This is a genomic window from Leptolyngbya sp. PCC 6406, from assembly GCF_000332095.2.
Taxonomy (GTDB): domain Bacteria; phylum Cyanobacteriota; class Cyanobacteriia; order Phormidesmidales; family Phormidesmidaceae; genus PCC-6406.
On the sequence record NZ_KI913949.1, the window covers coordinates 3,817,085 to 3,829,622 of the forward strand.

11 protein-coding genes are annotated in these 12,538 nt (G+C 53.0%); 5 read left to right on the forward strand and 6 right to left on the reverse strand.

From position 1 onward, the window contains the following. Window positions 1–44: 44 nt before the first annotated feature. On the forward strand, window positions 45–1,577 hold the full coding sequence (tnpC, locus tag LEP6406_RS0216860) for an IS66 family transposase (RefSeq protein ID WP_027269210.1): 1,533 nt from the start codon (window positions 45–47) through the stop codon (window positions 1,575–1,577). 605 nt (window positions 1,578–2,182) lie between these two features. Here tnpC and LEP6406_RS28560 read toward each other — a convergent pair. Then, window positions 2,183–2,722, reverse strand: coding sequence for a Uma2 family endonuclease (locus LEP6406_RS28560; protein ID WP_263971258.1), 540 nt, complete (start codon window positions 2,720–2,722; stop codon window positions 2,183–2,185). Between the two features lie 79 nt (window positions 2,723–2,801). Between LEP6406_RS28560 and LEP6406_RS28565 the strand changes: the two genes are divergently transcribed. The 4 genes from LEP6406_RS28565 (at window position 2,802) to LEP6406_RS0216885 (ending at window position 4,023) form a co-directional block, all read left to right on the forward strand. Further along, window positions 2,802–3,149 carry a nucleotidyltransferase domain-containing protein gene (locus LEP6406_RS28565; protein ID WP_008314229.1) on the forward strand — a complete coding sequence of 116 codons (348 nt, stop codon included), beginning with the start codon at window positions 2,802–2,804 and terminating at the stop codon, window positions 3,147–3,149. 156 nt (window positions 3,150–3,305) lie between these two features. Then, on the forward strand, window positions 3,306–3,491 hold the full coding sequence (locus tag LEP6406_RS32970; protein WP_155834707.1) for a hypothetical protein: 186 nt from the start codon (window positions 3,306–3,308) through the stop codon (window positions 3,489–3,491). Window positions 3,492–3,505: 14 nt separating this feature from the next. Continuing rightward, window positions 3,506–3,823, forward strand: a complete 318-nt coding sequence (locus LEP6406_RS0216880; protein ID WP_008314233.1) for a hypothetical protein — start codon at window positions 3,506–3,508, stop codon at window positions 3,821–3,823. Continuing rightward, the gene (locus LEP6406_RS0216885) at window positions 3,811–4,023 is read left to right on the forward strand and encodes a DUF2283 domain-containing protein (RefSeq protein WP_008314234.1); all 213 of its coding nucleotides are present in this window, start codon (window positions 3,811–3,813) and stop codon (window positions 4,021–4,023) included. The genes LEP6406_RS0216880 and LEP6406_RS0216885 overlap by 13 nt, the downstream gene beginning before the upstream one ends. A 181-nt stretch (window positions 4,024–4,204) precedes the next feature. Here the strand turns inward: LEP6406_RS0216885 and LEP6406_RS0216890 are convergent, their stop codons facing one another. From LEP6406_RS0216890 to LEP6406_RS0216910, 5 genes are all read right to left on the reverse strand, one after another. Beyond that, complete coding sequence (locus tag LEP6406_RS0216890; RefSeq protein WP_008314236.1) at window positions 4,205–5,407, reverse strand: McrC family protein; 1,203 nt, start codon at window positions 5,405–5,407, stop codon at window positions 4,205–4,207. Continuing rightward, window positions 5,407–8,166 (reverse strand): AAA family ATPase, encoded by a 2,760-nt coding sequence (locus LEP6406_RS34885; RefSeq protein WP_008314238.1) that lies wholly within the window; start codon window positions 8,164–8,166, stop codon window positions 5,407–5,409. The genes LEP6406_RS0216890 and LEP6406_RS34885 overlap by 1 nt, the downstream gene beginning before the upstream one ends. 91 nt (window positions 8,167–8,257) lie before the next feature. After that, window positions 8,258–10,369, reverse strand: coding sequence for a polyphosphate kinase 1 (gene ppk1, locus LEP6406_RS28580; protein ID WP_008314240.1), 2,112 nt, complete (start codon window positions 10,367–10,369; stop codon window positions 8,258–8,260). 16 nt (window positions 10,370–10,385) lie between these two features. Beyond that, window positions 10,386–10,592 (reverse strand): hypothetical protein, encoded by a 207-nt coding sequence (locus tag LEP6406_RS0216905; protein ID WP_008314242.1) that lies wholly within the window; start codon window positions 10,590–10,592, stop codon window positions 10,386–10,388. Window positions 10,593–10,792: 200 nt separating this feature from the next. Further along, entirely contained in the window at window positions 10,793–12,490 is a 1,698-nt protein-coding gene (locus tag LEP6406_RS0216910; protein ID WP_051463742.1) for a mechanosensitive ion channel, read from the reverse strand. Window positions 12,491–12,538 lie beyond the last annotated feature (48 nt).

Here is a 12,538-nt window from a genome sequence, read left to right on the forward strand (position 1 = left end):
AGAATTAAGGGTTCCAGGGTCTCGATAGGGGTTAAGGTAGGCTCATGAGTGAAGGCAACGAGCCCACCATAGACATCGGCGGCATCTCCATTTCTGTGTCAGATTGGGATGCCACCCCGGCTAGCGTAAAAAAAGCTCTGGTGTGCGCTCTCATTGAGACCATCAGTCGCTTAGAAGAGCGGGTGAGCCACCTCGAAGAGCAACTCAACCAGAATTCGCAAAACTCATCGTTGCCGCCTTCAAAGGATGGATTCGGCCCCCCTAAGCCAGACCCGGAGGGCAAAGGCAAAGGGAAGCGGAAGCGCGGAGGCCAACCGGGACACAAAGGATATTCCCGCAAGCTGTATCCCCTAGAAGCCTGCAAACAGGTGTTCGAGCATCGCCCCAAGACCTGTGGGCATTGTGGAGAGCCGCTATCAGGAAACGACCCAGCGCCCTATCGGCACCAGATTGTCGAACTACCGCCAATTGAGCCCATCGTCATCGAGCATCGCCTGCACGCCTTAGATTGTGAGCACTGCGGTAAAACCACCCGTAGCAAATTACCAGCAGAGGTGCATCAAGGCGGTTATGGTGAGCGGTTGAGTGCAGTAGTGGCCTTACTGAGTGGCGCTTATCGCCAAAGCCATCAGCAGGTGAAGACCTGTCTAGCAGCGCTGTTTGAGATCGAGATTTCTGGCGGCAGCATCAACCGGCTACGCCGAGAAGCCAGTGCGGCACTGGGGCAGCCAGTAGCTGAGGCGCAAGGCTACGTGCAGGGGGAAGCGGTGATTCACAGTGATGAGACTAGCTTTCGCCAGGGGAACAGCGATGGCCAGAATCAGGCCCAGCGACAGGGTTGGCTGTGGGTGCTGGTGACGCCGATGGTGAGTGTGTTCAGCATTCTGTTGAGCCGGTCTCAAGCCGCCGCCCAAGCACTGATTGGCCCAGCCTATGACGGCATTGTGGTCTCAGACCGCTACAGCGGCTATGGGTGGATTGATATTAGCCAACGCCAGGTTTGTTGGGCTCATCTCAAACGAGACTTTACTCGGATTGCCGAGCGTCAGGGGGTCTGCCAAGAGATTGGAAAAGGCTTACTGGCTCAACAAAAAGCGTTGTTTGAGTTGTGGTACCAAGTGCGGGATGGCACCCTTTCCCGGACTGGCTTTGCTGAGTTAGTCCAGCCGATTCGGGCTGCTGTAAAAGCGGTGCTTGAGGAGGGAGCGAACTATGACATTGGCCCAAAGGAGAAGACGCCTTTGGCCAAGACGGTACGCACTTGCCGACAACTGCTGTTGGTGGAACCGGCTCTGTGGACGTTTGTCACGGTGCTGGGGGTGGAGCCCACCAATAATACGGCTGAGCGTTCTTTGCGAGCTGGGGTGATTTGGAAGCGCATCAGCTTTGGGGCGGAGTCTCAGGCCGGCAGTGAGTTTGTCGCCCGGATGCTGACGACGGTTTCTTCTCTGACGATGCAGCAGCGAGATGTGCTGGACTTTCTCACTCAAGCCTATTGGTCGGCTCGCTTTGGCCAACCGCCTCCTTCATTGCTGCCTTTGGCCACTCATCAGCCTCAAACCCTAATCACGCCGTGACCCCCTGAAGGCTTACCTATTTCCCCCGAAGGTCAGTGGTCCTGCCAGTTTGTTCAAAACGGTGTCACTGTCGATGTGGCGGTTCGAATTGGTCTAGATTGGTGGCGACATCTGGGAGGTGAGCTATGCTTCATTGAGGTGCTCACCGCACTCATTAGAGCGTGCGTGAACGTGGGTACAGCAGATTCCAACACTTATAATTACACTATCAGCGACTTGAGCAACATAGTTACAACATACCGTGTTCGCGAGGATTACAATGTCTCGTTACTACAGCGAAGCCAGCTCCCATGGCTTTTCTTAATGGCCCGACACTTCTGTGACGAACTCGTTGATTGAGGGGCAAACCCAACAAACGCATGCACTCAACGGGAGTACAACGCAGTGTTAGGGATCTACGGGTACCCCCGTTAAGGTGAGCGTTTGTACCAATAGATCGGCGTGATGGCCAACGAGAAGACAAGGTTTACGAGCCTTGGTTCACTTTGCTTCTGTGAAAGAAATTCCGCGAAGCCGAGGTTGCAATTCCCGATTTTGAGGGCTGATCGCTGAAACGCCCGTATATCAAGGAGTAGTTCATTTGTTCACCTTAACAGGGTTAGGATCTACGGGTTAATAGTGTATCCAGTGTCCAGGTTTCCTCCCTTCGGGGCAGGGGGCCGAATGACGAGCCAGCCAAACAATTCACTGACTGTCAAGTGAAAATCAGCGGCGAAAGCAGGGGTGGGTAACAAGGCGGTGGGCTGATCAAAAATCTTGACCTGATCGGGAGGCGAATAAACCAATACCGTTTGTTCATCTGGGTCTATCAGCCAACCGATCTGGGTGCCCTGGTGCAGGCAATGCAGGATGTTTTTGGTGACTCGGGTTTGGCTCTGGTCAGGGGACAAAATCTCAATCACCCAGTCGGGATGGGTGTCAATGGCATTGGCAATCTCGCCATTGGCATCGCAGGGGATGCGCGGCCAGGTCAAGACTGTCACATCAGGAACAATGGAGCGTCCACCAACGGTACAGCGCAATTTTACAAAGGCCCAAGCGATTTGTTCCGGTTGGAGTACCCCATTCAGCACAGCAGAAAGTCGCGTTTGCAGCAAGCTGTGTTTTCCCTTGGGCATGGGCTCTTGAATAATCTGGCCGTCGATATATTCGGCTGCCTTCTACCTTTCGTCCGTACTTCGGCTAAGATGACAGCCAAAGCATTTGTAACACTTTTCCCTATCAATGCGAAGGATCGCTGACATTCCCCTCAAGCTCAACGATCGCCTTGCCATCAAGGCCGCCACCGATTTGCTCCTCGACACATTTCCTGTGGAGCAGGTGATGCTGTATGGCTCCAAAGCCTCAGGTCAAGACACCCCAGAATCCGACATCGACCTATTAGTACTCACCGCCTATCCTCTCCCATGGCAAGAGCGGAACGCCATCACCGATGCCCTGTTTGATCTAGAGCTGACCTATGACGTGGTTTTAAGTACCTTAGTCGTTGCCCACAACGACTGGATGAACAGCCAGTACAGCATTCTGCCCATCCATCGTGAGATTGACCAACATGGGGTTGTCTTGGTATGACACCAGACAACCCCGCCAGTGAAGTCATTCATGCCCTTCTTCAGAAGGCAGATCAGGCGCTCCATTCAGCCCGGTCAGAGCTGCAAGCTACTGCCCCTAGGAACCCGTCCCCTGGGGGGATTCCCTGGGTACAGTAGGGAGAAGCCACGACATGAGTTGGTGAAAACCTTGCCGGAGGAGCAAGCTAATCTGGTACTGATGTTTACGCAGTTTGTCCGCCAGCAAGCGTCACAGTTGCAAGATGAACTAACCTTAATGGCACCAGTGGATTTATTGGCCCAGTTAACGCTGGTTAATAACTTATCGGGCAATTGGGCTGATTTGCCTGAGGTGGAAGCATAAGAGGTGGTTGAGCATTGGCAAGTGAATTGCGGTTTGAAGTAGAGACACCTCTAGGCTTTTCGGTGCGAGTGAGTCCATCCTACTGGCAGTTTATTGTGACGGTTAAGCACCCCACGATGGCAGGTATGGAAACCGAAGTACAAGCCACCTTGCGGCAACCAGAGGAGATTCGCCGTAGTCGCAGCGATGCGAATGTGTATCTCTTTTATCGGGAGCAGTTTATTCAACGGTGGTTCTGCGCGGTAGCGCGACGACTCAATGGGGAGGGGTTTTTGATTACGACTTACCCAACTGATGCGATTAAGGCAGGAGAGATAATATGGCGGCGGTGAAGATTTATCACGACAAGGTGGGCAATACCCTGACGGTCTGGTTTGGTGAACCTAGTGAGGAAATTATCTGCGAGGAAACGGTGGATGAGGTGATTTTGATGAAGAATCGGACAGGTAAGGTAATTGGCTTTGAAAAGCTGAATTACAGTATTGCTGATGCTGAAAATGTACAGTTTTCGTTTGAGAGTGTGACTGCATGAAATGAAGGAATGTAGGAATGTGAACGGTTACGTTGATGGAGAGATCCTGTTTTCAAATAAAATAGGTTGGGAGTAGAATTCTGTCCAGATTTTTGGGTTTCCTTCGTCAACTCAACCTACAAAAGATTTGAGATTGCTCTGGGTTCACCAGGCCAAAGATGGGGGCTTTAGGGGAACCTTGTCACGCCAATAGGCTTTGCACAAACGCCCGTCCACCTTCGTCGATATTGCCGGAAATATCGAAAGTCAAACTGCGGACACGGATTTTATTGGGACGGGTATCGAGCGGTTGAGTCAACGCCTGGGGGTAGACCAGTACTGCTTCTGTGGTGCCCTGTGTCTCTGCATAGGCGATCGCCTGTTGAATATCGCTAGTGGAAGGAGTTTTCGTGGCTTTGTACTTGGTGTCAAGGACATAGCGAACGGCACCAGCGGCGATATCTATCAACACCAAGTCAATGTCGAAGTAGATGGCATGTTCGTGGGATAGATGAACCCTTTCTTGGACTTTGAGTTGCAGACCGTGGAGTTCTAAAACTTCGCTGTGATGGGCCTGGAGCCAAGCCGCCACACAGCTTTCAAAAAGCTGGTTCATGTTGACCAGGAAAGGTAACATGCCCTGATTACCCTGCTGAAGGCTGGGACCCGTTTGGTCGAGAAAAAAGTGACAGAGGGCATGAAGGGTCTGATAGTCCTGATTTAGGCGATGGTAGGTGCGCCCCTGGCAGATACGGGGATGGCAGGGAATCAGACTGATGGTGCCCTGCAAGCCTCGATAGGTGCGGCGGACGATGGTTGAGACTTCTTCCCGAATGATGCCGTGGTGGGTGATTTGGCGCAGGGTCCATAGCAGGATTTGGTTATCTTCGATGTCCGCAGTTTGCTCCTGGTAGTGACATTTGGGTTTGATGTCCCAGGGGCGGCGGATTTGGTGGGGGATGTCGAGGCGACCGCGTAGGCAGGTGAGACGCTCGGTTTTGTGAATATAGGTGCGGTATAGGCCCTGGCGGGTGCGGTCGAGAATTCGGCCAGCTAAGACGCTGGCTAGGCGCTCGTAAAAGTCTTCGAGGTTATGACACTGACTTTGGCCTTCTAGGAAGCGAAAGCTTTTGAGGTTATAGGCATATTCCAGCATGGCAAAGAGATTGCCCAGAGGCACTTTAGGCTGCAACCTGAGGCTCACGTCTGGGGAAAGGGGAATATGCCCCACATATCCCTGGGAGGTTAGTTCCCACTTGTGATCTGTAGGGGGTGCTGGAAACTCAACGTTGATGCCTTTGCTACCGTAGGTTTGCCAGAGTTGTTGGCCTAACTCGTGGGAGAGTTCACTGTGCGGAATGCGGGTCGCTTGATACTCCGTCAGTTCAATTGTGCGGGGCGTCATTACAAAACCTGATTCTGAATTCTGGCCCAACGGAAGTTATCAACCTGGCCAATGCGATCGAAAAAATATTCTTCCAGGTAGGGCTCAATTTCCATTTGCCAGATCGCCTTCAGGTCCACCTCCAGGGCTTTTCGCAGGAAGAAGGAGGTGCCCAGTTGATACTGGCGATCACCAATGGCTCCATTGACTTGTTCAAGCACCTGCACCAAACCCTCTACAGCAAAGCCAGTCCCTTCGTGATATTTCCGAAGGATATTCATGTCGGGGTAGAGGGGCAAGAAGGCGAAGCGGCGGCGCAGCGCATGATCGACCAGGGCAATGGAACGATCGGCGGTGTTCATAGTGCTAATGATGCGGACGTTGCCTGGAATGCTGAAGGTTTGACCACTGGTGGCGAGTTCCACCGCGTGATCGCGATACTCCAGTAAATACATCAACTCACCAAATACCTGGGCCAGGTTGGCGCGGTTGATTTCATCAATGATGAGAACACAGGTGTCTTGTCGGTTCCGGGCTTGCTCACAGAATTTGAGGAACCGCCCTGGAACAATAGGATAGTCTAGACCGCCATGTTTACTCTGCTGGGGGCGAATGCCCTGGATGAAGTCTTCGTAGGTGTAGGCCGGATGGAACTGAACTAGGGACGAGAAGCCATCCCCATCACTCAGTAGATGGCGGGTCAGGTGTTCAGCTAGAAAGGTTTTGCCCGTACCTGGGGGACCATACAAAATAGCTTGACCTTTGCGTTTAATGGCATCAGCCCAGGTTTGCAAGTGTTTTTCGTTGAGGAAAGTATCGGCAGCACACTGAGCTAAGGTGAAAGTCTCATTAGTATTTTCAGCGGGAGAAACAGGGTCTAGATACTCCTGAAGTGACGGCATAGGATCATCAAGAGTTGCTAGCAACACCAACGGAAAAAGCTGTGAGAAAACCCTACAAATTTCATCTTGAAGGGCACCTCTAGAATGACTAAGCACATTTGCCTTAGAGAGGGTGGTAAAGACATGGACCCCTGAAGAATCCATGTTTTTGAGCCATTCCCTGAAGGAAAGTTTGTCAGGATCATAGGCTATTCCATCACTATCAAATGAGATTTTTCCACGATCTCCAAAACGCAGATAAGGTTGATTAAGCGAGGGCTCTAGGATTTCAAGTAGATCTTCATGGTACTTGTGGCAATTTGTCAGGAAGCGTTCTCTTTGTTGGCTACTGTATTGACCAATATCAAAGCCAAAAGTGAGGCGATCATATCCCACTATCAAAATGAGCTGCGCACCCTCGGTCCGTGTGCTCCCCTTGGGATAAAAGGCTCCCCAGTAATGTTCATAAGCACCACCTTGACCAAAATCATTTTTCAGAATGCGGCCAAAAATGCGATGGCGAGTTTCCATTGCCTCTCTAATGGAAATAGGTAGCTGAGATGCCACATCTAGAAAAAGGCGCTGAAAGGGGGATTCTAGATGAGTTTTAAAGTCTTGCTTATGATCGTCGTAGGCCGTCTTTTGGGGGGTATCGTGAAGCTTTGAGAGCAGATCGAATGTGGTGGGGCTGAAGGGGCAGCTCGGATCAAACTTCTCTCCTGAGGGATGCAGATTCACAATACTCCTAAATTCATCACTATTTAGAGGAATAAGTGTTTTAACCCAACTCGGTTTATAAACAGATCGTTGAACTGTGTCATCCCATTCCACAGGCAGACGATGTTTATGCCTCTCTGCGTCTGACTGATAGTAATATTTTCCTGTGACAGTGCCAATGCCAACTACTTCGCGGGTGCCACGATTAGCAACTATGCGAGCCCCCATTTTGATTTGTGAAAACTTCCAAACTTGATTGACACCAGCTTTGCTCCAATCTGTATGGGTAGTCATTACTTCATCTCGCCTAGCCTCGAACTCCGAGTCATCTAGCCCTGATATATCACCTAAACTATCCCATCCAATTGAAATAAAGCCTTGCTCTCGGCACTCTTCCCATTGCCAAGCGTTATCACCAGGGGCGATCTTCCAGTACTGGGTAGAAGTCTCCATAAAGCCAAACTTCCTTATGGACACCAACCAATGACAGAACATGTCAAATTTATCTGTGTCTAATAACGATGAGTCCCAAATTTCTCTCGTTGTTGGAGTAAGCTTTTGAATCAATTTTTTGCCGGCATGATTGATGGATGAATATTCCTTAATTCCTGTGGATAGCCTTGTTTTGGAAAGGAAATAATTGATGGTTTTTTGAGATTCCTCGTTGATTAATAGAAATGTGCTTGAACTTAGAGAATTTAAAATAGGCGTTAATGCCTCTGATTGAAAATTATTGACATAGGAAATATTGCTAAAGTTATTGCATATTTCTGTAAGCTTCTTGTGATCTGGGTATTCAAGGCAAGATTCAATAAAATGAAAGATGGCATGAGAAATTGCTTTCCAGTCACGCTGAACCCGATCGACTCTATGCCAATCTTTGATATCACCCTGAATTACAGGGGCTCGGTGTATCCAGTAACCACCCTCTCGATGAGCAGGTGTATCAGAGTAGGGCAATAGCGTTCGCAAAATCTGATGAGTTAGCTCATCAGTCATCCCTGTATGACTGGCAATGTCATTCTGTTTTAAGGCTGTGTGAACAGCTTGAAAATTCGCTATTCCCTGTTGCCGATCGCGCTCATAAAAACCCGCATACTCTTGCCCTTGAGACGTATCAACAAACGTTTCTTTAAACTCCCGAAATAGCTTTTTGAATTCAGAAATTCGCTGTACTTGCATGAGCCTTGACCTTGCGGTTGGTGAGTAAGATTCGTTTGAGTGGTGTTGATAATAGGGGCGACGTTTATTGGCTGGTCGTGTTGGTTACCCCTCAATCAGTCGGTGTGAGTTCAGGCGAAGGGGTGGGGCTACGTGCCTGGGTGCTGAAGGGGGATTCCCCCGCCTGGGGCCGTCGCCGCAGGTAGCGGCCATCGGGTTGCAAGAGCCAAGCATTTTGATTGTCCGCTAGCCCATCCTCTAGGAGTTGCTGCACCAGGGCTAATTGTTCAGGGGCCAAGATGGGAGCCAGCACCTCAATGCGCTGGTCCAGCCCTCGGGGGGTCCAGTCGGCACTGCCAATGTAGACGAGGGGCTGATGGCCATTTTGGCAGTACAGAATGCGGCTGTGTTCTACATAGCGGCCCAAAATACTGACGACGCGAATGCGATCGCTAATTCCCGCAACCCCTGGACGCAGACAGCAGACCCCCCGCACGATCAGGTCAATCTCGACCCCCGCCTGAGAAGCGTGGTAGAGGGCGGTGATGATAGCCGGATCTGCCAGCACATTCATTTTGGCGATCAGGCGTCCGCTGCCCCCCGCCCGGACCTGATCCACTTCTGCTTGGATTAAGGCCATAAGTTGCGATCGCAGTGCCACTGGAGCCACCAAAAGATGTTGATAGGTCTGGTGGCGAGAATAGCCCGTGAGAAAATTGAACAGATGGCTTAAATCCTGACCCAGATCTGGCTGACTGGTGAGCAACCCCAAATCGACATAGGGCTGGGGTCGATGGGGTAGATAGTCCCCCGTGCCAATGTAGGCATAGCGCCGTAGGGTAGACCGTTCTCGCCGCACCACCAGCACCAAATTGGTGTGGGTTTTAAGACCCACCACACCGTAGACCACATGGGCTCCAGCCTTTTCTAGCCGTCTGGCCCAGTGGATATTGGTCTCCTCCTCTAGGGGAGCCGTCAACTCCACCAGTACCACCACCTGTTTCCCTTCCTTCGCCGCCTCCAGAAGAGACCGCACCACCGACCCATCCCCAGCAGTGCGGTAGAGCGTCATCTTGATCGCCAAAACCTGGGGATCCGTTGCCGCATCCGCCACAAACTGCTCCACCGTCGCCGCGAAAGAATGGTAGGGCAGATGCACCAAAATATCCCGCTGCTGTAAGACCTGAAAGATCGGCGACGACGGCGGCGGAAATCCTAACCTTGAGGATTTCGGGGAAATTGCCGCCAAGCCAGGGGGCAGCACCGGGGGGCAATCTGGACGCGGCGGCGACCACAGTTCCGCCACTTCCATGAGGTCGCCATAGGCCAGCCAGCCCGGAGGGACGTACAGATCCATCGGCTCCAACCCCAGGGTTGCCAGCAGGTTCGAGGCCACCAGCGGGGGCAGCGATCCCCCCACCTCCAGCCGCACCGGATTCCCCTGCTGCTGGCGCTGTTGCAGATTTTCCGCCACCCAATCCATCAGGTTTTCGGTGTCAGAGCCATCGTCTAGGTCTAGATTGGCGCTGCGGGTGACCCGCAGCGGCACCGCCCACCGCACCGTTGCCCTAGGGAACAGGCTGGGCAAATGGGCCGCGATCGCTTGTTCCAGAGGCACCGCTACCCAGGGGTGAACACGGGGCTCCACCGCCACAAACCGAGCCAGACTGCGGGGCACCTTCACCCAAGCCACCGCCTCCCCATCCGAAGTTTGGAGCCCCACCGCCAGGGTGAGACTCAGGTTGGAAAATTCCGGCCAGCCCTGTCCCGGCGGCACCACCAAAGCCCCCAGCAAAGGTGAAATTTCCTCCTCAAACCGCTGCTGAAGCTGCCCCCGCTGCTGGGGATTAAGGGCGATATAGTCTTGCAGCACAATCCCCTGAGTCGCCAAAGCGGGCTGGAGACTGCTGGCAAAGTGGGCCTGTTGCCGCTGGAGCAAGGGCAGCAGACTAGCCCGTAGCCGCTGGAGTTGCTCCCTGGGGGGAATGCCATCGGGGCTGGGCTCTGTCAGGCCGAGGGCGATCGCCTGCTTTAGCGCCGCTCCCCGCACCATGAAATAGTCATCGATATAAAGGCTGACCTGAGCCAGTTGCGCCAAACGTTCCAAGGGCGATCTCTGGAAATCGGCAGCTTCGTAGAGGAGTCGCCGATAGAGGGCAATCCAACTCAACTCCCGATTCAGATATCCCTGCCCTGATGCCAAGATTGCGCTGGTGATAGCCATGACTAGGGGAACACCCTCAGAACACCTCGTCTTCAATGCCGACCCACCATTCTCCCAACCCCATTAGGGTTTGATGTAGCTCCGCCAGATCGGCCATGTAGGTTTCCTCGTTCATGGTCTGTCGCTGCTCTTGCAGCAGCGACAGGCGCAGTAGCACCAAGAGCCAGGGTTTAGCGATGCCGTCAGTGGCTTCGATGTACCGGGCTAGCTCATCACTATTCATAGTATTTCTGGAATCACGGTATCGCTCTTTTTCAGAATCGCTCTTTTTCAAAATAGAACACCCGCCCTGAAGATCAAGGCGGGTGTTCTATTTTTCTGAGCGGCCATCAGGGCTTTGCGGTACCTATGTTGGGGCGCACAGCCCTGTGCCTCTAAGGGATTACGGTTTACTCAGGTGAGCTGTTCTTCAGCAGAAATCGTCTAGGAACTCTGCTTAAAGGCGTTCAACCATTCCCGCACCTGCTCAGCCGCAATATCTCGACTCCCAAGGCCAAAGGCAATCGCTAGGGCAACTGCGATCGCACCCAGCAACAACCCAAAGGCCAGGTTGACGATATCCGTCGCCACCCCCATCTGCTGGAGACCCATCGCCCCCACCAGAATAATGATGGCCACCCGCGCCGCTTGGGCCAAGAAGTTGGCCTGACTATTGCCCATGCTGCGGATTAGTCGGAAAGCTAGATTCGCAAAGTAGAGCCCCACCGCAAACACCAGCAGCCCGCTCAGCACCTGCGCTGATACCCGGAGAATAGCCTGCACAACAGCAGTTAAGTTGTCGAATTGCAGAATCTCCGTCGCCGTGATTGCCCCAAACAGGACGATACCCACCAGCGCCACCAGTCCGGCGATCTCAGAGGGGGTTTTCGTCGCCGTTTCAATCCGCACCTCGGGCTGCCCCTCGGCATTGAGAACGGGCTGGACCTCAGCGGTCGCAGGCACCGTCAGTTCCGGCAGACCAAGGATGCCGAAAATATTGTCAAAGCCAACACTGCGGAGAACACTGGTCAACAACTCCGACACAAAGCGGCCAATGACGTAAAACACCACCAGCACTAGGCCCGCCATTAGAACCTGGGGCACCGCCGCCAAGATCCGCTCCAGCATCAGCACCGCTGGGCCAGAAATGGCGTCAATATTCAGCTCATTCAGCGCCGCCACCGCCGAAGGGATCAAAATCAGCACGTACACAACACTACCGACCAGCCCCGACAGGGTCACCCCATCCCCCACCTCCGTGGTTGACAGCCCCACCTTGGCCCCGATCCGATCCGTCTGGGTGGCCTTGAGCAGATTGGTGACGATGCCCCGCACAATGCGGGCCACCAGCCAACCCACCGCCAAGATAATAGCAGCGGTCAGAATACGGGGAATGGCCTGGAGAAACTGGTTGATCAGCGCCTCCACAGGGGCCAGGAGCCCTGGTAAATCCAAGGCGCTGAGTACCAATGGCACAAACAGCAAAAAGATAAACCAGTAGAGAATGTTGCCGATGGTCTCATTGACCACAAACGGCCCTGCCACTGCTCCGGTTTGCTGACCGATAGGCTGTCCAGTCGTCGGTCCGGTCTGATAACCGAGAGGCTGTTCAGTCGTTGGTCCGGTCTGATAACCGATAGGCTGTTCAGTCGTCGGTCCGGTCTGCTGACCGATGGGCTGTCCAGTCTGCTCCGCTAGACGGTCGTCTAGATTAAAGCGGGCTAAACCCTGAACCACCAGTAGTTTGACCACCGTGGCCGTGGCCCAAGCGATCGCCAACAGCACTGCCGCCCCACCAATCCGAGGCAGATATTGGAAAATCTGCTGTAAAAAGTCGTTGAGGGGTTGGGACACCACCTCTAGGTTCAAAGCATTGAGGAAGGCCACCAGGGTGAAGATCAAAATCACCCAATAGACGATGGTGGCAATCCATTGCTCCGTCGGGAGATTCAGGTTATCCTGCTGTCCCGTAACCCAACTGGCAATGCGATTATCGATGTGGGTGCGCTTCAGCAGGTTTTTAACCCCAAAGGCAACCACTGTGGCGATGATCCAGCCGCCCAACAGCAGAATGATGGCCCAGATTAAGCTGGGCAAAAAGGTGCCCAGTTGACCACTCAATTCATCCGTGAATCGCCCCATGGGAGCCATATTCACTTGGGCAAACGACGGCAATATATCAAGGGAGAT

Coding starts and splice junctions, on each gene's coding strand:
- tnpC (WP_027269210.1), top strand. CDS start 45: ATGAGTGAAGGCAACGAGCCCACCATAGACATCGGCGGCATCTCCATT.
- LEP6406_RS28565 (WP_008314229.1), top strand. CDS start 2,802: ATGCGAAGGATCGCTGACATTCCCCTCAAGCTCAACGATCGCCTTGCC.
- LEP6406_RS0216885 (WP_008314234.1), top strand. CDS start 3,811: ATGGCGGCGGTGAAGATTTATCACGACAAGGTGGGCAATACCCTGACG.
- LEP6406_RS0216890 (WP_008314236.1), bottom strand. CDS start 5,407: ATGACGCCCCGCACAATTGAACTGACGGAGTATCAAGCGACCCGCATT.
- LEP6406_RS34885 (WP_008314238.1), bottom strand. CDS start 8,166: ATGCAAGTACAGCGAATTTCTGAATTCAAAAAGCTATTTCGGGAGTTT.
- ppk1 (WP_008314240.1), bottom strand. CDS start 10,369: ATGGCTATCACCAGCGCAATCTTGGCATCAGGGCAGGGATATCTGAAT.
- LEP6406_RS0216905 (WP_008314242.1), bottom strand. CDS start 10,592: ATGAATAGTGATGAGCTAGCCCGGTACATCGAAGCCACTGACGGCATC.
- LEP6406_RS0216910 (WP_051463742.1), bottom strand. CDS start 12,490: ATGGGGCGATTCACGGATGAATTGAGTGGTCAACTGGGCACCTTTTTG.